The sequence below is a fragment of the Microbacterium wangyouchuni genome (genome assembly GCF_054072595.1).
In genome coordinates this window covers 102479-125956 of sequence record NZ_JBSVRM010000006.1, presented here as the reverse complement: position 1 = coordinate 125956, position 23478 = coordinate 102479, and the positions used below count along the sequence as shown (strand labels likewise).

The following is a 23478-nucleotide window of genomic DNA, read 5'->3' as shown; positions in this document are numbered from 1 at the left end:
GTGGCGCTCGAGATGGGGCCTGCCCTGCTGTTCTGCCCGGCGGATAGACCGGAGCGCTTTGCGAAAGCTGCTGATCGCGCGGATGCCGTGATCCTCGATCTGGAAGATGCCGTAGCACCGGATGCGAAAACCGAGGCCCGCCGGAACGTGCTGGCCTCAGCGCTCGACCCGGCCCGGGTCATCGTACGGGTCAATGCGCCAGACAGCCCGGAGTTCGCGGACGACCTCGCGATGCTCGATCAGTCGAGCTATCGCACCGTTATGGTTGCGAAAACCGAAGATGCGGCCGCGTTGGATGCCTTCGACGACAGATTCGAACTCATCGCCCTGTGCGAGACGGCGCGGGGCGTCAGCGCGGCGGCAGAGATCGTTGATCACCCGCGCATCGTGGCGATGATGTGGGGAGCTGAGGACCTGGTCGCCTCCCTCAGCGGCACATCGAGCCGGTATCCCGACGGCGCATACCGCGACGTTGCACGCTATGCGCGCTCGCGCATCCTTGTGGAAGCAGCAGCACACGGGAAGGCCGCAATCGACGCGGTGCACATCGACATCGACGACATGGCGGGTCTCGCTGAAGAGGCGCGGGATGCAGTGGCCTCGGGCTTTGCGGCCACGGCATGCATCCACCCGAGCCAAGTCGGCGTCATCCGTGAAGCCTATGCGCCCGATCCGCAGGCGCTGACCCGGGCACGCGCGATGCTGGCGGCTGCTGTGGGCGAACGCGGAGTGTTCCGTTTCGAGGGCCAGATGATCGACGAGCCCCTCCTGCGTCATGCTCGCGCGACGGTGACACGGGCGCAGTAGACGCTCAGACAGTACTGGGCAGCAACAACCGCAGAACGCCGGGCGAAGATTCGAATCGGTGCACGGAACCGTTGCGCAGCAGTTCGCCTTCGCGGGGGAGACTGCCGCTGGACACATGGTTCAGGAGTGCACGAATCACGCCGCCGTGGGTCACGACGATCACGGATTCGGCGACAGGCGCTGAGCGTCGCCGGGCGTCGCGGGCGATGGTGTCCAGAGCATCCAGCGCGCGCTCGCATACCGCAGCCAGCGTTTCCGAACCTGCGGGGGCGGCATGCCAATCGCCGTACCGGGTGAGATAGTCGGCGACGAGAATTCCCTCACCCTCACCAAATGAGCGCTCGCGCATGTCCGGGGCCAATACAGGCTCGGCCAGACCCAGCTCCGCTGCGATGATCTGGGCGGTTTCATGCGCCCGGACCAGGGGACTGGCATAGACGGCGTGGTGGGTGTCGGGGGCGAGCCTTGCGGCAGCGGCGCGGGCATCCGCTCGTCCCGTCTCATTCAGAGGGATATCTGTGGTGCCCTGAATGCGGCGGGCGAGGTTCCAGTCGGTCTGGCCATGTCGTACGAGGGTCAAAAGTGTCACGTCAGAAGCTCCTGAAGGGCGGGAAGGACATCACTGGTGCCGGCAGCGAGCGTCACATGCGCCCAAGGATCGGCACGGGTGGGCTCATGGTTGATGATGATCAGGGGGATGCCGCGTCGGCGGGCGCGTTCGACGATGCGCACGCCCGAGTTCACTACGAGGGAGGATCCGGCGACGATCAAGGCATCGCTTGCGTGCAGCAGCGATTCCGCCGCGCGAAACCTGTCACGGGGGACGAACTCGCCGAAGAAGACCACGTCAGGTTTCAGCATCCCACCGCATACCGTGCAGCTGGGCACGATGAAGTTCTCGGTGCTCTCCGGAGCAACGTCGCCGTCGGGGTTGAGCTGGATGTTCTCCGGGACGGTGATCCAGGGGTTCAGCTGTTCCAGCTGGGTCGCGATATCTCGCCGGTCGAATACCTGACCGCATTGCAGACAGCCGACTCGCCGCATCGTGCCGTGCACCTCGATCACGCGTGCACTGCCAGCACGCAGATGCAGTCCATCAACGTTCTGGGTGATGACGCCGGTGACGAGGCCATCGCGCTCCATTTCAGCCAGCGTGGTGTGGCCGGTGTTCGGCTGGGCTGAGGCGAAGGCCCGCCAGCCGAGATGACCGCCGATCCAGTAGCGACGTCGGGCCTCTTCGTCGGCCAGGTAGCGCTGGCCGGTCATCGGGTCGGTTCGGGTACGCGCGCCCTCACCCCGATACGCCGGGATGCCCGAATCCGTAGAGATTCCTGCTCCGGTGAGTAACGCAATCCGGCGTCCGCGAAGCAGATCAGCTGCGGCTGCGATGCTGTCAGAGACCTCTGCAGCTGTCGTCGCACTCACGGAACCTCCCGCATCGAGTCTACTGTCGAGGGTATGCATCTCGAGTACGTGTCAGATCCGGCCGACCCGCGCCTGGCCGACTACCGCAACCTGACTGATACCGCGTTGCGACGGGTGCAGGAGCCTGCCGGCGGGCTTTACATCGCCGAGTCAGCGAAGGTGATCGAGCGGGCGATCAACGCCGGTCATAAGCCACGCTCGGTGCTGGTCCAACAGCGCTGGGTGGAGGGGATCGCTGAACTGCTCGGGCAGGAGAGCGATACGCGGATCATCGTCGTGACGGATGACGTAGCTGAAGCAGTTACCGGCTACGCCGTGCACCGGGGAGCTCTGGCTGCGATGCATCGTCCGCAGATGCCACGCCTCGCTGACCTTCTCAGTGCGGCGAACGAATCAGCGGACGCGGGCCGATCACGGATCGCGATCCTGGAGAACCTCACCGATCATGCGAATGTCGGCGGCGCGTTCCGCAATGCTGCGGCACTGGGCATCGACGCGGTGCTGGTTACGCCCAGGTGTGCTGACCCGCTGTACCGGCGGAGCGTGCGCGTGAGTATGGGCACGGTCTTCCAAGTGCCGTGGACGAGGATTGAGAGTTGGCCGGCGGACATTGAGCTGTTGAAGGACGCGGGTTACGTCGTTGCGGGAATGACCCTGGGGGAGGGCGCCATTACCCTCGATGAGCTGGTCGTCGAAGATCACGAGAAGCTCGCGCTGGTGTTCGGTACCGAAGGTGACGGCATCATCCCCGCTACCGATCGCGTGCTTGCCCGGAGAGTGACGATTCCGATGATGGGTGGCGTTGACTCTCTCAACGTCGCGGCGGCATCGGCAGTGACCTTTTACGCGACGAGGTGACGCGTGAACCCAGGGCGATTGCGCGTTTCTCGATCAAGAGCCACGATGCATACCCGAGGGCCATCGAAACAGACAACGACAGAGCGATGTTGACGAGCAACGGTACAGGACCGAACAACACGATCAGCAGCTGCTGGACGGGAAAACCCCAGAGATACATACCGTAGGACGGATCGCCTGGTCTGCGCACGACACCTGCACTCCGGCTCGGTCTGGATCCGATTGCCACGACGGCGTAGGTGACTACGGGCCACGCGAGCAGGGTAGCGGCGGAGCCCTGCGTGGGTCCGATCGCAACGAGCCCGATCAGTGCTGGCCAGATCGGCCAGTGCGCAAGCTTGCCACCTCTAGAAGCCAGCGAACCGAGCAAAAAGAAGACCAGTGCCATTGCCGTCGTGCGCATCGGCCCAAAGAGCCAACCCGTGAGGACTGCTGATCCGATCGTCAGGATGAGCGCTCCGCGGATCGCGCGGCCAGCGCGATGTCCCAGCAGCGCGGTGACGAGCAGCACGAGGTAACAGCAGAATTCGACGCCCAGGCTCCACAGCGACCCGTTGACGACAGGTTCAGGGTTGGTCGTGAACACTCCTGGCAACTCGTACTGCGCAAAGAGCAGCATGGTCAGGAGGTATCGCCAGGTATCACTCGACGCCCAGTAATCAGCAGCTGGGAGCGTGCTGGCGACCGGGCCGATCAGAAACACGGTCAGCACGACGACGACGATCAGTGCTGGGAAGATCCGCAGGCAACGCCGGATCAAGAACTGTATCGCCCGCGGGTCGCGTTCCCAACTGGTGGCCAACAGGTAGCCGCTGATCGCGAAGAAGATGTAGACGCCGAGATGATGAATACGGATTCCCGCGAAGGTCGGCACACCCGAGAGCCCCGAAAGCGGCCAGGCATGGCCGACAATGACCATGGAGGCTGCGGCCAGGCGGAGAGCATCGAACAGATTGGAGGGGCGAGCGCTCAAAGTTCAGTCGATGCAGTGCTGTCGGCGAGCTGGTGAGCCAGCCGTGCGCGGGCGCGGGAGAGGCGGCTGCGCACAGTGACCGCCCGCCGGCCCAGGATGGCCGCGACCTCCTCTTGGGTGAAGCCTTCCCAGTAGACGAGGGTGATGATCTCCTGGTCGATCGCGGGCAGGTCCGAAATGAGATGCCGGACATGCTCGGCCACGTCCGGATTTAGCGCGGCCGTTGAACCATCGAGTTGCGCGGCCAGATCCGCGCGGACATGCGACCGCAGACGGTCGCCGAGAGCTGAACGTCGTCGCACGCCACGGCGATACTGGGAGAGCACGTTCCTGGCGATCCCGAACAGCCAGGGCTTCATCGCTTCCGGCATGATTGCGTTGCGCTTCGGGCTTTTCCATGCAGCGAGAAAGGTCTCGCTGAGGAGGTCGGCGGCATCTTCTTCCGGTGTCACCCGGCGAATGAAATACCCCAGCAACGCAGGGGCTGATTCGCGGAAAGCCCGTTCGATGTCAGGCGACTGGGTCGCGAGTGGCCTGGGCGGCAAGGCGATCGTCACCGGAGCTGTCCTGTGCAGTCGCTACTCAGCCAGGAGTCGCCACTCCCGCTGATATCGAGTTCGACGAGTGCGTCTGTCAGCAAGAACGACGTCAGCGAGAACGAGAATGCTTCATCGTCGGACAAGAACTCGTCTGTGGGAATCCACTGCGACGATGCCGGCAGCACCCCTGGTGTTGCCTCCGTGTCACCGGTCAGGACGAGCGCGTAGTCGTAGATCCGCTGGCCGATCCCGGAGAAATCATGAGTCTGGAAGTACTCGATCACTGCGTGCGGCTGCGTTGCGAAAAGCGAGCCGCCTTCGATCTGGGCCGTACACGAGACGGGGATTCCGGTGTTCGTCGTGTACTCCACCGCGAGCGGCAGATCGGCATGCAGCAGGTTATCGACGACCACCGCGCTCGCGGTGAGCGCGCCGACGGCGACTATCGCCCCAGGAATGAGCCAGAGTGCACGCGCCGGCTTGCGCACCCGGCTCGCGGAGCGCCGTGCCTCGGCGACGACGGAGTCCAGCGCCGCCGACGTCGAAGCGGGCGGGGTGTAATCTCGACCGCTGCCCGTGAGCAGCTCGTCAAGCGTGGGCTTTCGCATGTTGTCTCCCAGCGTTCCACGACAGCGAAGAATCCGTCGTCACCAAGGAAATGGCCAGCATACGCAGAAATGTTGCATGGAGATTCACATTGCGTTGAGCGGAGTCGCTCACTCTAGGAAGGCTCGTAGGGCGCGATCGGTGAAGGCTCAGGCCGCTTCGCTGTGATCAGGTCGCCGGAAGACTGGTGACGCAGCCGCCGAAGAACCCAGGGCACCAGGTGCTCCCGTGCCCAACCGAGGTCCTCCGCCCGAACCTCGCGCCAGGTTCGCGCGGGCAACGGATCCGGCTGCATCGGCCGCAGATCGTTCGGCACGTTCAACGCACGAAGCACCATGCGTGCGACCTCGTGGTGCCCGAGGGCGTTGAAGTGGAGCCGATCATCGCCGAAGAAGCGCGGATCCTGCACGGTCTTGAGCGACCACTGATCAGCAATGATGCAGTCGTATCGATCGGCGATCGCGCGCACGTTCTCGTTGTAGATGGCGACTTTGCCTCGAAACGCTCGCAGCACGGGCGTGAAACCCGTGTCGATACCGGTGAATAGCACGACCGCCGCGCCGGTCGACGTGAGCCGAGCGACCGCATCCTCAAGCTGAACGGCAATCTGGTCGGGATCGGTGCCGGGGCGGATGACGTCGTTGCCGCCGGCGCAGATCGAGATGAGATCAGGGCGCAGCGTTACGGCCGGTTCGATCTGTTCTGCGGCGATCTGCGCGATCAGCTTGCCCCGGACGGCGAGGTTCGCATATGCGAAGTCATCAACCTGTTGGGAGAGCACCTCTGCGACGCGATCAGCCCATCCTCGGTGCCCGTCTGGTGCGGCGGGATCGGGGTCTCCGATGCCCTCGGTGAACGAGTCGCCAACGGCCACGAACCGACGCCACGGATGCGTGGACTCGTTTGGTATATACGGTGTACGCGGAGTTTCGTGAGCGGTCATCATGCTCTCCTTCATGCCGTGCCATGGATCGTGACCGTGCAGGCACCGAGCCTACCCTCAGCGTCGTCGACGGTGGGGGAGGATCCCGATGTCCGCGCCCTCGCTTATCCTTGAATCGATGCTCTCTCCGTCATTCCCCCAGCGCGCCCCATGGGGAACGGCCGACAAACTTCGTGCCTGGCAGCGCGAGGCTCTCGAGACCTATTTCGCGCGTGATCAACGGGACTTTCTGGTCGCCGCAACACCGGGCGCTGGTAAGACGACCTTCGCGCTGACTCTGGCTGTGGAATTGCTTCGCATGGGCGAGGTGAACCGCGTCATCGTCGTCGCGCCGACGGAGCATCTCAAGACACAATGGGCGGATGCTGCGGCCCGGGTACATATCCGGCTGGACCCTCGATTCCGTAACAGCCACTGGGCACCATCGCGGCAATATCACGGTGTCGTCGTCACATACGCGCAGGTGGCCGCCAAATCTTCTGTGCACCGTCACTTGACCGAAGATGCCAAGACCCTGGTCATCCTCGACGAGGTCCATCATGGTGGCGACGCGTTGAGCTGGGGCGACGCGATCCGTGACGCCTATGGTCCAGCCAAACGACGCCTATCGCTGTCGGGGACGCCCTTTCGCAGCGACACCGCTCCGATCCCGTTCGTCACGTACGCCCCGGATGAGTCCGGCGCCCGGATCTCAAGCACGGACTACGCCTACGGTTACGGCCGTGCCCTTGCCGACGGTGTGGTGCGCCCCGTGCTGTTTCACATGTACTCCGGCAAGATGCGCTGGCGCACAAGTGCGGGGGATGAGCTCGAAGCCCATCTCGGACAAGACAACACCAAGGACGTCAACTCCCAGGCCTGGCGCACGGCGCTGGATCCTGAGGGGGCGTGGATGCCTGCGGTGCTGTCAGCCGCTGACCGCCGGCTCACCGAGGTCCGCGTTCATGTGCCGGATGCCGGTGGCTTGGTGCTGGCGACGGATCAGACAGTGGCGCGCGCCTACGCGAAGATCTTGCACAGCATCACTGGCGAGCAGCCCACGGTCGTGCTCTCCGATGACGCCTCCGCTTCGGAGCGCATCGAGAAGTTCAGCGCGAATACCAGCCGGTGGATGGTCGCAGTGCGGATGGTGTCGGAGGGCGTCGACGTTCCGCGCCTCGCGGTGGGTGTCTACGCAACGTCATCGTCAACGCCCCTGTTCTTCTCGCAAGCCATCGGACGTTTCGTGCGTGCACGACGCCGCGGCGAGGCAGCGAGCGTGTTCTTGCCGAATGTTCCTGTGCTCATGGGGCTCGCAAACGAGCTTGAGAAGCAGCGCGACCACGCACTTGATCGCCAGAGCAAAGACGAAGACGGTCTTGATGACTCGTTGCTGGAGAGCGCGAATCGTGAAGAAGACGCATCCGACGCGCTGACACAGGAATTCAGCTACCAGGCGATCTCGTCTCTCGCTCACTTCGACCGCGTGGTCTTTGAGGGACAGGATTTCGGTCAGCTGGCTGAGCCTGGCACCCCCGAAGAAGAAGAGTTCATCGGCATCCCGGGGTTGCTGGAGCCTGAGCACGTTCATGAGTTGCTGATGCAACGCCAATCTCGGCAGTCGAAGCTGCGCGAAGCGCGCGAGGCCGTCGAAGGCCCAGAAACCGTCACCACGCTACCGGCGCCGTTGCATCGCACGCTACGTGAGCAGCGGCAGCTGCTGAACAGCCTGGTGGGCCTTTACGCTCGACAAGCCGGTGAGCCACATGGCGCCGTGCATGCCGAACTGCGTCGCCTCTGCGGGGGACCTGCCGTCGCCCAGGCGACCGTCACACAACTGCAATCGCGTATTGAGCTGCTGCGCAAGCGGGTTCGCTCTTAGGAGCCCCGAAATGCTGGCAATCCCGCTGTTTCGGCGGGGAGGGCGTCCGTGCACCGATACGGTTGATGAGCCCCAGCTGGGCACATGCACTACTTTTCTCGGAGGAACAATGACTGCGCCTGCAGCCGCAGAGCCGACCCCCGCTGACCGGCGGCGCTGGGCGCGCTACCTCGTGGAGGAACGCACTGAGGGCTCCGTTTATCAGCAGCTTGCCGCACGAAAGACGGGTGAGGAGCAGGAGATCCTGCAGAGCCTCGCCGACGCGGAACGGCGCCACGAACAGCACTGGCTTGATCTGCTGGGGCAGGAGCCTGCACGCTTGCCGCGAGCGGGCTTTCGCTCGCGCTTGCTGAGTTGGATGGCAGGCCGATTCGGATCGATCTTCGTGCTGGTACTTGCTCAGAGCGCAGAAGCTCGCTCGCCGTATGACACCGAGAAGTACGCGACTCCGGCAATGCGCGCCGACGAGAAGATCCACCACGAGGTGGTTCGCGGCCTTGCCGCGCGCGGACGGCGCCGGCTCTCCGGCTCGTTCCGCGCCGCCGTATTCGGTGCCAACGATGGTCTTGTGAGCAACCTCGCCCTCGTGCTCGGCATCGGCGCTACCGGCGTCAGCTCGGGTTTCGTGCTGTTCAGCGGTATCGCCGGATTGCTCGCCGGGGCCTTGTCGATGGGGGCAGGCGAGTTTGTGTCGGTGCGATCTCAGCGCGAGCTGCTGGCTTCCACCGAGGCTAATGAGAATGCGGCGTTGGCCGCCGGCGATCTCGACATCGATGAGAACGAGCTTGCGCTCGTCTACCGTGCGCGCGGTATCGATCAGGACGAGGCACTGGCCCGCTCACGCCGGATCATCACCGCTGCGCAAGAGGGGGTACGCCGCACTGCTACCGGCCCTATCCGCGCGGCATCGAACGATCACGACATCATCGGAAGCGACTGGACGGCAGCGATTTCGAGCTTTTTGCTCTTCGCCTCCGGGGCGATCATCCCGGTGTTGCCGTGGATCTTCGGCCTGCACGGACTCACGGCGATCGTGGTGGCGCTTGCACTGGTGGGCATCGCGCTTCTCGGCACCGGAGCGATGGTCGGTGTGCTTTCGGGCGGCCCGCCGCTTCGTCGCGCGTTGCGACAGCTCGCTATCGGCTTCGGTGCCGCTGCAGTCACTTACGCGCTGGGGCTGTTCTTCGGCGTCGGCGCGGTCTGAGCGCGTCCGAGCGAATGCTCACCGCCCACACCGGGCGCGCTATGGTGACGACGAAGGAAGTCATCAGGAGGTGGAGTCATGCGTCGAGATGCAGCGCGCGTGCAGACCCAGCGGATCGCTGTGCTCGTGGGAGCGTTCGTCGTTATTGGGATCATCCTCTGGATAGATATCGCTACGGGCATCTGGCAAGAGTTGGTGATTCTGTCGGGGTTGGCGGCCGGCCTGGTCACCTTCCTGCTGACGGCGCTCGTGCTGAGCCGCGTCATGGAGAAGTCGGCGGCGAGAAGGTGGGCGCCCGTCAACCGTCTGGCACTCTCAGAATTCCTCCATGCCCTCGCTGATGAAGAAGGCAGTGAGATCTCTCGGGGACGGGTACACCCCCGAAGCATCCCGACGTTAGTGGATGCGAGCACACCCGCTGAACTGTCGGCGCAGTTGCATGTGCTGCGAGAAGTCGTCGTCGATGAACGGCGGAGACTCTCCGAAGCGCTAAGCCGCTGGGCAGAGTTCCTGGCCTCCAGCGGGGACAACGAAGAGATTCTCCGGCATGTGGCAGCGATCGCGCTGCGGCTGGATCGCGTTCGGGATGCCGCGCTCGAGCTGGAAGAATCGCCACAACCGCAAAACAAGGAACCGCTCGTACGAGAGATCGATGGATGCAATACGAAGTTCAGTGCACTCGTCGATGAGTTGCAAGAACGACTCAGATTCGATCCGCAGGTCTCAGAGAGCACATAAGAATTCGACCTGATGGAATGAAAAAGGCTCCCTTTCGGGAGCCTTTTTCGTTCTGTGCGCGGAGGGGGACTTGAACCCCCACGCCCTTGCGGGCACTACGACCTCAACGTAGCGCGTCTACCATTCCGCCACCCGCGCAGGTGATGAAAAGTCGTTGCCGACCGAAGAGAAACATTACCAGATCTCGGCAGGCTCGACGAACCACAGTGCACCCCGGGCGTGCCGGAGGACTTCGGTAGCCTGACCATATGGTTCCGTCCTCGCATCCCGAAGTCGTGCGCATCGCGCAAGATCTGATCCGGTTCGACACGTCCAATTTTGGTGGCGGACGCGCCAACGGCGAGCGGGAAGCCGCCGAGTACGTCGGTGCGTATCTCGAGGGCCTGGGGCTGGCTGCTGAGTACTACGAGCCGATCTCGCGCCGCACGAATGTCATGGCGCGCGTGCCCGGTCGCGATTCGAGCAAACCTGCACTTGTCGTCCACGGTCACCTCGACGTCGTTCCCGCGATAGCCGAAGACTGGAGCGTTGACCCTTTCGCCGGCGAGATCCGGGAGGGGATGCTGTGGGGTCGCGGCGCTGTCGACATGAAGAACATGGATGCGATGATTCTGACTTCTGTCGCAGACATCCTCAGAGCAGGGGAGCAACCCGAGCGTGATCTTGTTCTGGCGTTCTTCGCCGACGAGGAGAACGGCGGCGTCGAGGGCTCGGCCCTCGTCGTCAAAGACCGCCCCGAATGGTTCCGCGGTGCCACCGAAGCGATCAGCGAAGTCGGCGGATATTCGATCAACGTCGATGATCGTCGCGCCTATCTGCTGCAGGTGGGGGAGAAGGCGCTCATCTGGATCAGACTTGTCGCGCATGGCCGCGCGGGCCACGGCAGCCGCCTGCACGACGATAACGCCGTGCTGAAACTCGCGCAGGCCGTTACTGCCATCGGGAACACGCGCTGGCCCATCCGGCTCACTCCCACCACGCACGCGCTGCTGCACGGACTCAGCGAGCTCACGGGCCGTCCCGTTGATGATCCCGACGCACTTGCGGGAACATCCGGTCCCGCCGCGGCGTTTCTTCGCTCGACGTTTCGAACGACCGCGAACGCCACCGCGCTCAACGCCGGCTACAAGCACAATGTGATTCCGGAACGCGCCGAAGCACTTATCGACGTGCGAGTACTTCCCGGTACCGAAGACGAGGTCCTCACCGAACTGCAACGCATCGTCGGTGACGACATCACGATCGAGACCGTCGTCCGCGACATCGGGATGGAAACCCCGTTCTCCGGCGAGCTGGTGGAGGCAATGGTGCACAGCCTCGGCAAGTACGACCCCGGAGTTCCCGTGATTCCCTATCTGCTCGGTGCTGGCACTGACAATAAGGCTCTCGCAACCCTCGGCATCACCGGATACGGGTTCGCACCGCTGCGGCTGCCGCCGGATCTGGATTTCACAGGGATGTTTCACGGGGTTGACGAGCGCGTACCCGTAGAATCGCTTGTCTTCGGCAAACAGGTTCTCACCGATCTGCTGCGCTCCTACTAACCCGCTCCGCACCATCAGAAGGTCTCTCCATGCATTTGCTCGAAGCGCTGTTCCTCGGCATCATCCAGGGACTGACCGAGTTCCTGCCGATCTCATCGAGTGCGCACCTGCGCATCGTCGGTACGTTCACCGGCTCGGGCGAGGATCCGGGTGCGGCTTTCACGGCAATCACTCAGATCGGCACAGAGGCAGCTGTCGTGGTGTTCTTCTGGCGCGACATCACGAGAATCATCGGCCGCTGGTTCCGCTCACTGGCCGGCAGCGTTCCCCGCAATGACCCCGACGCCAAAATGGGCTGGCTGATCATTATCGGCAGCATCCCGATCGTCGTTCTGGGCTTGTTGTTCCAGGACCAGATCGAGACCGTGCTGCGGTCGATGTGGATCGTTGCGATTATGCTCATCGCTTTCGGAATTCTGCTCGGCATAGCCGATTACGTCGGTGCCAAACAGCGCAAACTCGACCAGATCACCTACCCGCACGGCATCCTGTACGGCTTCGCCCAAGCACTGGCGCTGATTCCCGGAGTGTCTCGATCCGGTGGAACGATCACGATGGGACTTTTCCTCGGATACGAGCGCGCTGCGGCCGCGCGGTACGCATTCCTGCTGGCAATCCCCGCCGTATTCGGCAGTGGCTTCTATCAACTGATTAAGAGCTGGGATGCGCCGGATCAGTATTTCACGCTGGGCGAGACAGTCGCAGCCACCGGAATCGCCTTCGTCGTCGCACTGGGCGTGATCGCATTCTTCATGAGCTGGATCTCCAAGCGCAGCTTCCTGCCGTTCGTGATCTACCGCATCCTGCTCGGCGGGACGCTGCTGATCCTGCTGTCGACAGGTGCTATCGCGGCTTAGCGCTTGTGGTCGCCGGGGCCGTCGCCGCGGCGCTTGAGGTATCGCTCGAACGCCTGGGCGATCGCATCGCCCGAGGCATCGGGGGAATCCCAGGTATCGCGGGTGCGCTCGAGCTGATGGATGTACTCGGTCATATCCTCATCGTCAGCTGCCGCAGCGTCGATCGACGCCTCCCAGGTCGCGGCATCCGTGCGGAGGCGTTCGCGCGGGGTGTCGACGCCGGTGAGCTCTTCCAGACGGTCCAGCAGAGCGAGCGTTGCCTTCGGGGATGGGGTGGCGGTTGCCACGTAGTGCGGCACGCTCGCCCAGAGGCTGGCGGTGGGGATTCCGGCGCGCTCAGCAAAATGCTCGAAGACGCTGAGGATGCCTACGGGCCCCTCGTACAGTGAACGTTCGATGTCGAGCGCTTCTCGCACCTGCTCATTCGAGCTGGCCGCGAAGATCGAGATGGGACGGGTGTGCGGTACGTCCGACAGCATCGCGCCGAGCGTGATGAAACCGGTCACATCATCGCGCAATGCGATGTCGATGAATTCGTTAGCGAAAGCCTGCCAGGTGCGTGCGGGTTCGACTCCGGTGAGCAGCCAGAACTCGGGTGTGCCATCGCCCGCAGGAACAGCTGGTCGCCAGAGCGCGGCCTCCGGCCAGCGCAGCTCACGCCGACCTGTTGCGTCCATTTGCGACGACGGCCGGGTGTACTGGTAGTCGAAGTACAGCTCAGGGTCCACGGAGTGCACGAGTTCATAGTCGCCGTTGTCGCGCAGCACGTCGATCGCGCCGCTGGCGGCTTCTCCAGCGTCGTTCCACCCGTCGAATGCGACAACGACGATGCGGTCTCCGAGTGCATCCATCGAGAATTCTTCTCCCGTCCAAGTTCGAGCTATCGTTCCAGGCTAGTCGGCCCTCGGCCGGTGTGGGAGACAGCGCCGGGCTAGCATGGTCGAGTGACTCAAAAGCCTCGCGCAGTCCTGTGGGACATGGATGGAACACTGGTCGACACTGAGCCGTATTGGATGGCTGCTGAGACGACGCTCGTCGAATCGTTCGGCGGCACGTGGTCACACGAGCAGGCACTGGAACTTGTCGGCAACGGTCTGATGGACAGCGCGATGCTGCTGCGGGCAGTGGGAGTCGACATGGCGCCGGAGTCGATCGTGGACAAGCTCACCGATGACGTCCGAACCGCTCTCGCCACCCAGGGCGTCCCCTTCCGCCCTGGAGCCAAGGAACTGTTGCGCGATCTTCAAGCGGCAGGCATCCGCACCGCGCTGGTGACCATGTCGCTGCGCCGGATGGCTCAGAGCGTGGTGGATCTGATCGAGTTCGATGCGTTCGAGTACATCGTCGCCGGAGACGAGGTCGAACACCCGAAGCCGCACCCGGCTCCCTATCTGCAGGCAGCGTCCCTCATGGACATCGACATCACCCAGGCCCTGGTCATCGAAGATTCAGTTACCGGACTCCGATCGGGAATTGCGTCCGGCGCGGTCACCCTTGGCGTACCGCACATGATTCCGCTGGATGGGCATGGCGCACATGCGCTGTGGCCGACGCTTGATGGGCGCAGCGCCGCCGACATCATTGATCTCTACGACACCACTGTCACCGCAGCCGAAGGGGCCCGCCGATGAGCGCAGCATCCACCCGAGCGCGAGGACCGTTTCGCGAGGGCGACCGTGTGCAGCTGACCGGTCCGAAAAATCGGATGCACACGGTCACTCTGACGGCAGACGGCGAACTGCACACTCACCATGGCGTTCTGTTTCACCGCGATCTAATCGGGCTGCCAGACGGCTCGGTCGTGTTGAACAGCTCTGAGCATGAGTATCTTGCGCTGCGCCCGCTGCTGCGGGACTTCGCCATGTCGATGCCGCGCGGCGCAGCGATCGTCTACCCCAAGGACGCCGCGCAGATCGTGATGCAGGCCGACATCTTTCCCGGCGCGACTGTCGTCGAAGCAGGCGTAGGATCTGGCGCCCTCTCGCTGTCTCTGCTCCGGGCCGTCGGTTCCACTGGCACACTCGTCTCGTTCGAGCGCCGCGACGACTTCGCTGACGTCGCCAGGGCCAATGTGGAGACGTTCTTCGGCGGCACCCCCGACACCTGGCGCGTCGTTGTCGGCGACCTGTTGGACGCACTTCCCACCCAGTTGCCGGCAGGAACCGTCGACCGGGTTGTGCTCGACATGCTCGCGCCATGGGAAGTGATGGAGGTCGTCGCGGACGCTCTGACCCCCGGAGGCGTCGTGCTCTGCTACGTGGCCACCGCCACACAGCTTTCACGCGTCTCTGAGTACATCCGGGGGATGGGGCTGTTCACGGATCCCGACGCCTCCGAGACGATGGTGCGTGGATGGCACGTCGAAGGACTTGCAGTGCGCCCGGATCACCGGATGGTCGCACACACCGGTTTTCTGATCACTGCCCGACGGTTGGCACCAGGCACCATCGCCCCTGAGGTGAAGCGTCGTGCGTCGAAGTCCAGTTACGGCGATGAAGATGTGGAGCTCTGGACGCCCGGCGCGGTCGGAGACCGTGAAATCACCGACAAAAACCTGCGCAAACGCGTGCGTGAAGCGACAAAAGCCGCTGAAGGGGCACGCCAAGCCGCGGCATCGCGCGACGCCGAGCATCGTTCGCAATAGACTGGAAAGCGTGCGTAAAACCTCTGCCGCCCTGGCCTCCCTCAGTCTCGCCCTCGTTGCCCTGACCGGATGCACGGCCGCGCCCGCATTCGACGGTGCTGCCTGCGACCGCGCAGCGTTGACGAGTGGGATCGAAGACTTGGCGACGATCACGGGCGATGTCGGAGACACACCGAAGGTTGAGGTCTTCTCCCCGATCGGGGCTGAGGAGAGCTCGTTCGGAGATATCGTCGTCGGTGACGGCGTCGCTTTGACCAGCCCCACGCAGGGCGCCGTTGTGGAATTCTCGATCTTCTCCGGGGAAACCGGTGAGAAGATCGCCGGCACGGCCTACGACGACGAACAGCAACAGCTCGTGAGCATCGATTACTGGGCTCAGCGTGTTCCGGCATTCGGCGAAGCGCTTGAGTGCGCGACGGGCGGCAGCCGGGTGCTCGCTGTCATCACTCCCGAAGACTTCGGCGCACAGAACTTGAGCGGTTTCGGTCTGCAGGAAGATGAGTCTGTGGTTGCGGTGTTCGACGTGACCAAGACCTATCCGGCGAAGGCCGACGGCGCACCGCAGTACAACGACGCCGCGGGCATGCCGACCGTGGTGCGGGCATCCGACGGCCGCCCGGGAATCATCGTTCCGGCAAGTGCGGCACCCACCGAACTCGACGTGCAGACGCTCCTCAAGGGCGACGGTGCCAAGATCGCCGAAGACGACCGGGTACTCGTCAACTACACCGGGGTCACGTGGGACGAGCGGACGGTCTTTGATTCTTCGTGGGATCGCACCCCGGCGACATTCGACCTCGCGAGCCTGATTCCGGGCTTCACCCAGGGCCTGGTCGGTCAGACCGTCGGCTCACAGGTACTCATCGTGATCCCACCGGAGCTGGGTTACGGCGAGCAGGGCTCCGGCGCCGTTCCGGCTAATGCGACGCTGGTGTTCGTCGTCGACATCCTCGGTATCAATCCGCCGGCAGCACCGCAGCAGTGATGGCCGCCCGAATCCCGCCGGAAGAGCGTCAGACGAATCTCGTCGTGGCGCTGATGGCCACGGAGATCGGGCTCACGAAACAGCAGATCCTGGACAACATCTCCGGGTACCGACAGCGTGCCGATGCCGGTGCGCGAACGGATGCCCTGGAGAAGATGTTCGAGCGCGACAAGGACGAGCTGCGCACTCTCGGTGTCCCGATCGAGACCATTGGCGACGCCGGGGACCCCAATGACCTTCGGGAAGCGCGTTATCGCATTCCTAAAGCGGAATACGATTTGCCTGCCGACATCGAGTTCAGCCCGGCTGAGCTCGCGGTGCTTCAACTGGCGGGGAGCGTATGGAGCGCGGAGTCTGCGTCGGCCGATGCGCAAGCCGGGGTTCGCAAGATCCGTGCTCTGGGCATCGATGGCGATGAGCCGATCATCGGCTTTGCTCCGCGCATCACCACCCGCGAGGTGAGCTTCTCACCCTTGCAGGGCGCGATCGAGCGCTGCCGCGTTGTGACCTTCGACTATCTGAAGCCGGGGGAGCAGTCGCCGCGCCGACGCCGGATTGAACCGCTCGCACTGCTGGAGTATGAAGCTCGCTGGCACGTGTACGGCATCGATCTGGATGCCGATGACGAGCGAACGTTCCTGCTCAGCCGCATCGTGGGCGATGTCACGGTGGCCAAACAGACCTTTGACGCCGGCCTGCGAGAGGGCGCCGGCGATCGAGCGCTTGCAGGGTTGGAAGCGGTGGCGGCGCGTAACTCCGCATTGCTGGAGATAACCCCGGGAACCGAAGCATCTCTGCGCCTCGGGAGGCGCGCTGTTGCGGCGACCCAGGGGTTCACTGTGCCCTTCGTCGATGTGCATGTCTTTGCGGATGAGCTTGCCTCATACGGCCCCGAAGTCCGCGTTGTGAGCCCCGAGGATCTGCGGGATGCCGTGATCTCTCGGCTTCAGGCGATCATCGCCGCGCATCCGGAAGGGAGCATGGGGTGATGAGCGAGAAAGCCCAGCCGCTTCTGGCCGCTGACCGGGTGCGCGCCTACCTGACCCTTGTGCCGTACCTTCTTGAGCGCGGCCAGGTGTCGCTCGAGGACGCGGCGAATGAGTTCGGCGTGAGCACCGCGGAAATGCGCACGATGGTCGAGAAGCTCACGGTCATCGGCCTCCCGGGCGAGGACGGGTTCTGGCAGCAGCCGCAGGAGATGTTCGACATCAACTGGGACCTGCTCGACCAGGAAGACATCATTGAGATCACGAACGAGGTCGGACTCCGCCGTGTGCCCCGATTCACCGCTCGCGAGGCTGCCGCACTGCTGACCGGTTTGCAGATGGTCGCTGCTGTGCCAGCGGTTGCGGGCTCCGGGCTCGTCGCCGGGCTGCTGGCGAAACTCTCGCGCGCGGCTGCGGACGCCCCGGCTGAAGTTGTCATTGCGCCGACACGCGTCGACAATGTCCGCAATCTTGTCTCAGCAGCGGTTGATCAGCAGGTTGCGCTGTCGTTCCGCTATCAGGCGCCGGATGCTGCAGCCACCACCCGCACCGTCGACCCGGTGCAAGTGCTCATCACGGACGGGCAGTGGTATCTGCAGGGCTGGTGCCATCTTCGTGAGGCGATGCGCACGTTCCACCTCGATCGGGTGAGCGATCCTGAGCTCACCGATATTCCGATCACGCACGGTGACGAGCACCTCCCAGACTCATTCATCGGAATCAGCGACGATGACGAGGTGACAGTACAACTGCCGGAGCGGCTCGTCCCGCTTCTGGGCGCTTATGTGCACGCGGACAACTCAGAGTCGTACAACGGACGCGCGACCATCCGTATCCGAATGTCGGACCCGCGCGGTGTCAAGCGCATCGCCGGCCGCTTTGGCGGCGCATTGGAAGTGCAGGATCCAGTGATCGCGCGCACGGCCGCGAGGGAATGGGCAGCAGCCGGACTCACGCTGTATGGCCAGCCGTAAGTTTCATCCCTCGGTTAGACTTGTCACCAAGCCAACCCATATTGAGGAGCAATCCATGGGCAATCTTTTCGCAGGGCCACACCTGTGGATCATCCTGATCATCATCGTCCTGCTCTTCGGCGCAGCGAAGTTGCCTGCGCTTGCGAAGAGTCTTGGTCAGTCCGCGCGGCTGTTCAAGGGTGAGATGAAGGCGCTCAAGGAGGACGATGCTCCGGCCGCCACCTCAGACGCTGCCGACGTTCCTACGGTGAAGCCTGTCCAACCGACGACTTCTCGTCCTGCGGACCAGGACACGCCTCCACGCAGTTCTTAGGCTGTGACCGAGCTGGACACGCCTGCGCCGCAGAACACCACTCGCGAGCGGCGGATGTCGCTGGGAGGGCATCTTAAAGAAGCCCGTCGACGGCTGATCATTGCGGTGATCGGGCTTGTTATCGGCATGGTCATCGCGTTCATTGTGACCGACCCGATCATCTGGTACATCACGTCTCCGATCCGCATACTCGATGAGCAGCGCGGCACAGAGACTCCTTTTGCGCAGTTCGTGTTCTCCGGGGTTTCATCGGCATTTGATCTGCGACTGCGGATCGCCTTCGCGATCGGCATGGTGCTTTCCGCACCTGTCTGGCTGTGGCAAATCTGGGCGTTCATCATGCCGGGATTGACCCGCAAGGAGATCAAGTACACCATCTGGTTCGTCGCGGCAGCGATTCCGCTCTTCTTCGGCGGCGCCTACGTGGCAGTCATGGTCGCTCCACACGTCATCGAAGTTATGTCGAGCTTCGTACCAGAGGGGGGAGTGAACTATTTCAACGCGAAAGAGTATTACGACTTTATCTTCAAGTTCATCATCGTCATCGGTATTGCGTTCGTGCTGCCGGTGTTCATGGTGGCTATGAACACCGCGGGAATTGTCACCGGAAGATCGCTCCTCAAAGGCTGGCGTGTCGCGGTGCTCGTGGCTTCATTGTTCGCAGCGATTGCGACCCCTGCGGCCGATATCTTCTCCATGCTCCTGCTCGCAGGAATCCTGGTCGTCCTGTATTTCGCAGCCAGCTTGCTGTCCCTGTTGTTCGACCGCCGCAAGAACAAGCGGCTCAAGGCCGAAGGCCTGCTTCCGGACGCTGCGGCATGACGTCCCCGGCCGAGCGGTATGCCGCGGCGCGTGACGCAGCAGCGCATCCAGAGACGGTTGCCTTCGCTGCAACGCAGAAATTCGACCTCGACCCGTTCCAGATCGAGGGGTGCCACGCGCTTGAGCGCGGACACAGCGTGCTCGTGGCGGCTCCCACGGGTGCCGGTAAGACGATCGTCGGCGAGTTCGCGATCCATCTCGCCATGCAGACCCCGTCTGACAAAGCGTTCTACACCACGCCGATGAAGGCGCTGTCGAATCAGAAGTTCCGGGAGCTCGTCAGCGTCTACGGCCCTGATGACGTGGGGCTGCTCACCGGTGACACCAACATCAACGGCAACGCCCGCATCGTCGTCATGACCACCGAGGTGCTTCGGAACATGATCTACGCGGATTCTGCGGCGCTTACTGACCTTCGCTACGTCGTCATGGATGAGGTTCACTACCTGGCAGACCGCTTTCGCGGGGCGGTGTGGGAAGAAGTCATCATCCACCTGCCGGCCTCGGTCCGGCTGATCTCACTGAGCGCCACCGTTTCGAACGCCGAAGAGTTCGGGGACTGGCTTGACACTGTGCGCGGTGACACAGAGGTCATCGTCTCGGAGATTCGGCCGGTGCCGCTGGAGCAGCACGTTCTCGTCCGCGACGACCTGCTGCCGCTGTTCGACGACCGCGCAGGAATCGCCACGGCGACGGTCAACCAGGAACTCATGCGCATCCGCTCTGCCACGGGCTCCCGCCACGACAACAACAAGAAGTCGCAGGCGTACCGCAGCGACCGGCATGCAGGGCGACAGAGCCCGCGGCCGCCGCGCGGTGGGCGCCGCCCCGTCCGTTCAGCAAACGTGCAGCGGATCGAACGGATGGATCGCCCCGATGTCATCCAACTGCTTGAGCGCACCAACCTGTTGCCGGCGATCTTCTTCATCTTCAGCCGTGTCGGCTGCGACGCCGCCGTGCAACAGGTTCGGCGTTCCGGCATCCGCTTGACGACTCCTGAGGAGCGCGCAGAGATCCGGGAGTTCGTCGAAGAGCACACGCGCACCCTGCAGGACGAGGACCTTGGCGTGCTCGGATACTTCGAGTGGGTAGACAACCTCGAACGCGGTGTCGCATCCCATCACGCAGGACTGCTGCCCGCCTTCAAGGAAGTCGTCGAGGAGCTCTATCGACGAAAACTCGTCAAGGTCCTCTTCGCCACTGAGACACTGGCGCTCGGCATCAACATGCCAGCGCGCACTGTGGTGCTCGAGAAGATGGAGAAGTTCAATGGCGAAGCCCGCGTCGCGATCACCTCGGGGGAGTACACGCAGCTGACCGGACGTGCCGGGCGGCGGGGAATCGATGTCGAAGGACACGCGGTCGTCCAATGGACCGAAGGAATGGATCCGCAGGCTGTCGCCGCGTTGGCATCGCGACGCACCTACCCGCTGAATTCCAGCTTCCGACCGACATACAACATGGCGGTCAACCTGATCGACATGTTCGGGCGTCCTCGTGCGCGACAGATTCTGGAGTCGTCGTTCGCACAGTTCCAGGCAGACCGGGCGGTCGTCGGCCTTGCGCGGCAGGTTCGCGAGGCGGAAGAGTCGCTGGCGGGGTACCTGTCGGCGATGGACTGCGAACACGGCGATTTCCTCGACTACGCCAGCATCCGCCGAGAGCTCAGCGACCTCGAGAAAAAGAACCGGCAGGACTCACACGCGCCGCGCAGTGCGCGTGACAAGCGGATGAAGCGCATCCAGTCATTGCGCACCAGAATGCAGCGCCACGGCTGTCATGGGTGCCCGGACCGCGAGTCACACGCACGGTGGGCGGAGCGCTACTGGAAGCTGAAGCGTCAGACCGATCGCACCCGTAAGCAGATCGAGACGCGAACCGGCACCGTGGCGCGCGTCTTCGACCGTGTTGTCGACGTTCTCTTCACTCTCGATTACGTCACCGGGGCGGGAGACGATATCTCGTTGACGGACGCCGGAAGAACGATGCGTCGCATCTACGGCGAACGCGACCTGCTCGTCGCAGAATCACTGCGACAGGGACTCTGGAAGGGACTCGACGCGCCCTCGCTGGCGGCTATGGCGTGCTGCCTCGTGTACGAGCCTCGCCGTGACGAGGCGAACTCGGGGGAGCACGGATTACCCCGCGGAGCATTCCGTGTCGCCTACGAGAAGACCAGTGATCTGTGGGCACGGTTGGACGATCTCGAGCAAGATCATCAGCTGCCCGGGTCTGAACCGCTATCTGCTGGTTTGGCCGGTCCTATGCACGCCTGGGCTCGGGGTGCGCTGCTGGATCGGGTGCTCGTCGATGCCGATATGGCCGCCGGAGACTTTGTCCGGTGGGCGAAGCAGACCATCGACCTGTTGGATCAGCTCTCGCTTGTCGCGGAAGACATCTCGATCGCGCGTACCGCTCGTCAAGCGCTGGATGGCGTACGACGCGGCATCGTCGCCTACTCGGCAATGTAAGAATCAAACGGATGCCGAAACACCTCACCGCACGGATGCCGCGCCCGATTCTGCCATTGTGGCTCGCCGTGATCGCGGCCGCACTGTCGGGTGTGCTGATGGATCTTGCCTATCCGGCTGCTGCGATCTGGGTGCTGGCTTTTCCCGCTGTCGCCCTGTTGCTGCTGGCGCTGATCGGGCGTCGGGCCGGGGGAGCGCTGCTGGTCGGACTCGTCTACGGTGCTGTGTTCTTCTTCCTGCTGGTGTCGTGGACGAGCCGCTATCTCGGCGCCATCCCGTGGGCGGCCCTCGCCACGGTCGAGGGCGTACTGACCGCTGTCGGAGTCATTCCCATCGCTCTGGCCTACCGATGGCTGCCGCGCGCCTTTCCAGGCCTTGTAGGGCGCCTGGTCACCCTCCCTGCCGTTGTTGCCGCGTTGTGGGTGGGCAGAGAGCTGCTCCTGGGGTCGTGGCCCTACACGGGCTTCCCCTGGGCACGTTTGGGGATGACCCAGTCGGAGAGTCCACTGGCGTCCCTGTCGTCATGGGTGGGGGTGAGCGGGCTGAGCTTTCTCATCGTCTTTGCCGTCGCGATGCTTATCGAAGGCGTGCGGCTCCGGATATGGGAGAGACCGATCCGCCTGGTGCTGCCGGCTGCACTGGTTCTCATCCTGCTGGTCACACCGGCGTTTCCCACCACGCCAGTCGGTACCATGCGAATCGGCGCGGTGCAGGGCAACGGTCCGACAGGCTACTTCGATGACCGCGAGCCTTACGCCGTCATCCAGTCGCAGATCGATGCCACCGAACCGCTAATCGGGGAAGACGTCGACCTCCTGATCTGGCCGGAGGGCGCGACCGGCTACGACCCGTTCCAGGACAAGAACACTGCCCGCAAGATGACCAGGACAGCGACGAGAGTCGGAGCGCCACTGCTCGCCAACGCGGCCACAGCGCGGGGAGATCTGTACTTCAACACCTCGATGCTGTGGATGCCCGATGGCACGGCAGAGCAGTCGCACGACAAACGCTACCCGGTGCCTTTCGGTGAGTACGTTCCCGACCGGGAGTTCTATAACGCGATCGTGCCCGACTTGATCGGCTTGATCGGCCGTGAGTACACCCACGGCACGAATCCGCCCCTTGTCGATGTCGACGGCGTGGCTGTTGGTCTCGCGATCTGCTTCGATGTGATCTACGACGAAGTGATCACCGAGGGTGTGCTCGGGGGAGCGGAGGTGCTCGTCTTCCAGACGAACAACGCCGATTTCCGCGAGACCGATGAGAACCTGCAGCAACTCGCATTCGCGCGCATGCGAGCGATCGAGACCGGGCGCAGTGTTGTCAACATCTCAACGGTCGGCACCAGCCAGATGATTCGTGCCGACGGTTCCACAATCGCCGCCCTGAACGCCGATGAGGCCGGTGCGATGCTCGAAAGTGTCGAGCTTCGCACCGGCCTCACTCCGGGTGTGCTTCTTGGTCCCTGGCTGCAGCAGATGCTGTTGTGGGGTGGACTGGGCGCGCTCCTGTTCGGGTGGTGGCGAGCCCGTCGACGGCGCTAGGCGCCGATCTTCTGCTCGCCAGCTCCACGACGCGCACGGATGAACGCGAGGCGCTCCTCGAGGAGTTCCTCCAGTTCGTCACGGCTACGACGTTCGAGCAACATGTCCCAGTGGGTGCGTGCAACCTTCTCGTCGGTAGCATCCGGCGTGATGGTCTTGCCATCGACAATGAGCACTGCCTCGGCGTTGCATGCCCGGCATTCCCATTTCTGCGGCGGTTCTGCATCGGCTGCGAACATCAGTGTCGTCACATGACCACACTGGTCGCACTTATAGGTGGTCTCGCGGCGTTCCATGAAAACGACGCCCTCTTCGCTCTGTAGGCTTTGGGCGCCGAGTCTGATGCCGCGCAGGCTGCGATCTGCCATTTTGTGGTCCTCTCGT

At 63.5% G+C, this 23478-nt stretch carries 24 protein-coding genes and 1 tRNA gene; 16 read left to right on the top strand and 9 right to left on the bottom strand.

From position 1 onward, the window contains the following. The first annotated feature begins 12 nt into the window (after positions 1-12). Positions 13-807 (top strand): HpcH/HpaI aldolase/citrate lyase family protein, encoded by a 795-nt coding sequence (locus ACW5CM_RS11895; protein WP_457125194.1) that lies wholly within the window; start codon positions 13-15, stop codon positions 805-807. A 4-nt stretch (positions 808-811) separates the two neighbouring features. Here ACW5CM_RS11895 and ACW5CM_RS11890 read toward each other — a convergent pair whose 3' ends face one another. Both ACW5CM_RS11890 and ACW5CM_RS11885 read right to left on the bottom strand, forming a co-directional pair. Further along, on the bottom strand, positions 812-1396 hold the full coding sequence (locus tag ACW5CM_RS11890) for a histidine phosphatase family protein (RefSeq protein ID WP_457125108.1): 585 nt from the start codon (positions 1394-1396) through the stop codon (positions 812-814). Then, the gene (locus ACW5CM_RS11885; RefSeq protein ID WP_438254636.1) at positions 1393-2232 is read right to left on the bottom strand and encodes a Sir2 family NAD-dependent protein deacetylase; all 840 of its coding nucleotides are present in this window, start codon (positions 2230-2232) and stop codon (positions 1393-1395) included. The genes ACW5CM_RS11890 and ACW5CM_RS11885 overlap by 4 nt, the downstream gene beginning before the upstream one ends. A 33-nt stretch (positions 2233-2265) precedes the next feature. Between ACW5CM_RS11885 and ACW5CM_RS11880 the strand changes: the two genes are divergently transcribed. Then, complete coding sequence (locus tag ACW5CM_RS11880) at positions 2266-3090, top strand: TrmH family RNA methyltransferase (protein WP_439254668.1); 825 nt, start codon at positions 2266-2268, stop codon at positions 3088-3090. On the opposite strand, the gene ACW5CM_RS11875 is transcribed toward ACW5CM_RS11880, so the two are convergent. From ACW5CM_RS11875 to ACW5CM_RS11860, 4 genes are all read right to left on the bottom strand, one after another. Then, complete coding sequence (locus tag ACW5CM_RS11875) at positions 3044-4063, bottom strand: acyltransferase family protein (protein ID WP_438254634.1); 1020 nt, start codon at positions 4061-4063, stop codon at positions 3044-3046. The two genes, ACW5CM_RS11880 and ACW5CM_RS11875, sit on opposite strands and share 47 nt — an antisense overlap. Continuing rightward, positions 4060-4620, bottom strand: coding sequence for an RNA polymerase sigma factor (locus ACW5CM_RS11870; protein WP_438254633.1), 561 nt, complete (start codon positions 4618-4620; stop codon positions 4060-4062). The genes ACW5CM_RS11875 and ACW5CM_RS11870 overlap by 4 nt, the downstream gene beginning before the upstream one ends. Then, positions 4617-5210 (bottom strand): hypothetical protein, encoded by a 594-nt coding sequence (locus ACW5CM_RS11865; protein WP_438254631.1) that lies wholly within the window; start codon positions 5208-5210, stop codon positions 4617-4619. The genes ACW5CM_RS11870 and ACW5CM_RS11865 overlap by 4 nt, the downstream gene beginning before the upstream one ends. A 113-nt stretch (positions 5211-5323) precedes the next feature. Next, positions 5324-6151: an SGNH/GDSL hydrolase family protein gene (locus tag ACW5CM_RS11860; protein ID WP_457125107.1), complete on the bottom strand. Its 828-nt coding sequence runs from the start codon at positions 6149-6151 to the stop codon at positions 5324-5326. Positions 6152-6269: 118 nt separating this feature from the next. On the opposite strand from ACW5CM_RS11860, the gene ACW5CM_RS11855 reads away from it, so the two are divergent. From ACW5CM_RS11855 to ACW5CM_RS11845, 3 genes are all read left to right on the top strand, one after another. Further along, positions 6270-8012 carry a DEAD/DEAH box helicase gene (locus tag ACW5CM_RS11855; RefSeq protein ID WP_438254629.1) on the top strand — a complete coding sequence of 581 codons (1743 nt, stop codon included), beginning with the start codon at positions 6270-6272 and terminating at the stop codon, positions 8010-8012. Between the two features lie 109 nt (positions 8013-8121). Continuing rightward, positions 8122-9216, top strand: a complete 1095-nt coding sequence (locus tag ACW5CM_RS11850; RefSeq protein WP_457125106.1) for a VIT1/CCC1 transporter family protein — start codon at positions 8122-8124, stop codon at positions 9214-9216. Positions 9217-9294: 78 nt separating this feature from the next. Next, complete coding sequence (locus tag ACW5CM_RS11845) at positions 9295-9954, top strand: hypothetical protein (RefSeq protein WP_438254627.1); 660 nt, start codon at positions 9295-9297, stop codon at positions 9952-9954. A gap of 55 nt (positions 9955-10009) precedes the next feature. On the opposite strand, the gene ACW5CM_RS11840 is transcribed toward ACW5CM_RS11845, so the two are convergent. Continuing rightward, positions 10010-10092 (bottom strand) — tRNA-Leu (locus ACW5CM_RS11840). Between the two features lie 110 nt (positions 10093-10202). On the opposite strand from ACW5CM_RS11840, the gene ACW5CM_RS11835 reads away from it, so the two are divergent. After that, positions 10203-11498 carry a M20/M25/M40 family metallo-hydrolase gene (locus tag ACW5CM_RS11835; protein ID WP_457125105.1) on the top strand — a complete coding sequence of 432 codons (1296 nt, stop codon included), beginning with the start codon at positions 10203-10205 and terminating at the stop codon, positions 11496-11498. Positions 11499-11527: 29 nt separating this feature from the next. Continuing rightward, complete coding sequence (locus ACW5CM_RS11830) at positions 11528-12355, top strand: undecaprenyl-diphosphate phosphatase (protein ID WP_438254625.1); 828 nt, start codon at positions 11528-11530, stop codon at positions 12353-12355. Here ACW5CM_RS11830 and ACW5CM_RS11825 read toward each other — a convergent pair. Next, the gene (locus tag ACW5CM_RS11825) at positions 12352-13206 is read right to left on the bottom strand and encodes a PAC2 family protein (RefSeq protein ID WP_439254664.1); all 855 of its coding nucleotides are present in this window, start codon (positions 13204-13206) and stop codon (positions 12352-12354) included. The genes ACW5CM_RS11830 and ACW5CM_RS11825 overlap by 4 nt on opposite strands. A gap of 93 nt (positions 13207-13299) precedes the next feature. Here ACW5CM_RS11825 and ACW5CM_RS11820 point away from each other — a divergent pair, with 93 nt between their 5' ends. Genes ACW5CM_RS11820 through lnt form a run of 9 tightly spaced genes read left to right on the top strand, consistent with a single transcriptional unit; the run spans position 13300 to position 23094 of the window. After that, a complete protein-coding gene (locus ACW5CM_RS11820) occupies positions 13300-13986 on the top strand; it encodes an HAD family hydrolase (RefSeq protein WP_457125104.1) in 687 nt (228 codons plus the stop codon). Next, positions 13983-14999, top strand: a complete 1017-nt coding sequence (locus tag ACW5CM_RS11815; RefSeq protein ID WP_439254662.1) for a tRNA (adenine-N1)-methyltransferase — start codon at positions 13983-13985, stop codon at positions 14997-14999. The genes ACW5CM_RS11820 and ACW5CM_RS11815 overlap by 4 nt, the downstream gene beginning before the upstream one ends. Before the next feature lie 10 nt (positions 15000-15009). Further along, positions 15010-15984, top strand: a complete 975-nt coding sequence (locus ACW5CM_RS11810) for an FKBP-type peptidyl-prolyl cis-trans isomerase (protein ID WP_438254620.1) — start codon at positions 15010-15012, stop codon at positions 15982-15984. Next, positions 15984-16973: a helix-turn-helix transcriptional regulator gene (locus ACW5CM_RS11805; RefSeq protein ID WP_438254619.1), complete on the top strand. Its 990-nt coding sequence runs from the start codon at positions 15984-15986 to the stop codon at positions 16971-16973. Before ACW5CM_RS11810 ends, ACW5CM_RS11805 begins: the two co-directional genes overlap by 1 nt. Continuing rightward, the gene (locus ACW5CM_RS11800) at positions 16973-17944 is read left to right on the top strand and encodes a helix-turn-helix transcriptional regulator (RefSeq protein ID WP_438254618.1); all 972 of its coding nucleotides are present in this window, start codon (positions 16973-16975) and stop codon (positions 17942-17944) included. Before ACW5CM_RS11805 ends, ACW5CM_RS11800 begins: the two co-directional genes overlap by 1 nt. Before the next feature lie 55 nt (positions 17945-17999). Next, on the top strand, positions 18000-18257 hold the full coding sequence (locus ACW5CM_RS11795; RefSeq protein ID WP_438254617.1) for a twin-arginine translocase TatA/TatE family subunit: 258 nt from the start codon (positions 18000-18002) through the stop codon (positions 18255-18257). Between the two features lie 54 nt (positions 18258-18311). Beyond that, entirely contained in the window at positions 18312-19079 is a 768-nt protein-coding gene (gene tatC / locus ACW5CM_RS11790) for a twin-arginine translocase subunit TatC (RefSeq protein WP_438254862.1), read from the top strand. After that, the gene (locus tag ACW5CM_RS11785; protein WP_457125103.1) at positions 19076-21550 is read left to right on the top strand and encodes a DEAD/DEAH box helicase; all 2475 of its coding nucleotides are present in this window, start codon (positions 19076-19078) and stop codon (positions 21548-21550) included. The genes tatC and ACW5CM_RS11785 overlap by 4 nt, the downstream gene beginning before the upstream one ends. An 11-nt stretch (positions 21551-21561) precedes the next feature. Beyond that, entirely contained in the window at positions 21562-23094 is a 1533-nt protein-coding gene (lnt, locus tag ACW5CM_RS11780) for an apolipoprotein N-acyltransferase (RefSeq protein WP_457125102.1), read from the top strand. On the opposite strand, the gene ACW5CM_RS11775 is transcribed toward lnt, so the two are convergent. Continuing rightward, positions 23091-23462, bottom strand: a complete 372-nt coding sequence (locus tag ACW5CM_RS11775; protein ID WP_439254655.1) for an RNA polymerase-binding protein RbpA — start codon at positions 23460-23462, stop codon at positions 23091-23093. The genes lnt and ACW5CM_RS11775 overlap by 4 nt on opposite strands. Between the last annotated feature and the right edge of the window lie 16 nt (positions 23463-23478).

Coding starts and splice junctions, on each gene's coding strand:
- ACW5CM_RS11895 (WP_457125194.1), top strand. CDS start 13: ATGGGGCCTGCCCTGCTGTTCTGCCCGGCGGATAGACCGGAGCGCTTT.
- ACW5CM_RS11880 (WP_439254668.1), top strand. CDS start 2,266: ATGCATCTCGAGTACGTGTCAGATCCGGCCGACCCGCGCCTGGCCGAC.
- ACW5CM_RS11865 (WP_438254631.1), bottom strand. CDS start 5,210: ATGCGAAAGCCCACGCTTGACGAGCTGCTCACGGGCAGCGGTCGAGAT.
- ACW5CM_RS11860 (WP_457125107.1), bottom strand. CDS start 6,151: ATGACCGCTCACGAAACTCCGCGTACACCGTATATACCAAACGAGTCC.
- ACW5CM_RS11855 (WP_438254629.1), top strand. CDS start 6,270: ATGCTCTCTCCGTCATTCCCCCAGCGCGCCCCATGGGGAACGGCCGAC.
- ACW5CM_RS11850 (WP_457125106.1), top strand. CDS start 8,122: ATGACTGCGCCTGCAGCCGCAGAGCCGACCCCCGCTGACCGGCGGCGC.
- ACW5CM_RS11845 (WP_438254627.1), top strand. CDS start 9,295: ATGCGTCGAGATGCAGCGCGCGTGCAGACCCAGCGGATCGCTGTGCTC.
- ACW5CM_RS11835 (WP_457125105.1), top strand. CDS start 10,203: ATGGTTCCGTCCTCGCATCCCGAAGTCGTGCGCATCGCGCAAGATCTG.
- ACW5CM_RS11830 (WP_438254625.1), top strand. CDS start 11,528: ATGCATTTGCTCGAAGCGCTGTTCCTCGGCATCATCCAGGGACTGACC.
- ACW5CM_RS11825 (WP_439254664.1), bottom strand. CDS start 13,206: ATGGATGCACTCGGAGACCGCATCGTCGTTGTCGCATTCGACGGGTGG.
- ACW5CM_RS11815 (WP_439254662.1), top strand. CDS start 13,983: ATGAGCGCAGCATCCACCCGAGCGCGAGGACCGTTTCGCGAGGGCGAC.
- ACW5CM_RS11805 (WP_438254619.1), top strand. CDS start 15,984: ATGGCCGCCCGAATCCCGCCGGAAGAGCGTCAGACGAATCTCGTCGTG.
- ACW5CM_RS11800 (WP_438254618.1), top strand. CDS start 16,973: ATGAGCGAGAAAGCCCAGCCGCTTCTGGCCGCTGACCGGGTGCGCGCC.
- ACW5CM_RS11795 (WP_438254617.1), top strand. CDS start 18,000: ATGGGCAATCTTTTCGCAGGGCCACACCTGTGGATCATCCTGATCATC.
- tatC (WP_438254862.1), top strand. CDS start 18,312: ATGTCGCTGGGAGGGCATCTTAAAGAAGCCCGTCGACGGCTGATCATT.
- ACW5CM_RS11785 (WP_457125103.1), top strand. CDS start 19,076: ATGACGTCCCCGGCCGAGCGGTATGCCGCGGCGCGTGACGCAGCAGCG.
- lnt (WP_457125102.1), top strand. CDS start 21,562: ATGCCGAAACACCTCACCGCACGGATGCCGCGCCCGATTCTGCCATTG.
- ACW5CM_RS11775 (WP_439254655.1), bottom strand. CDS start 23,462: ATGGCAGATCGCAGCCTGCGCGGCATCAGACTCGGCGCCCAAAGCCTA.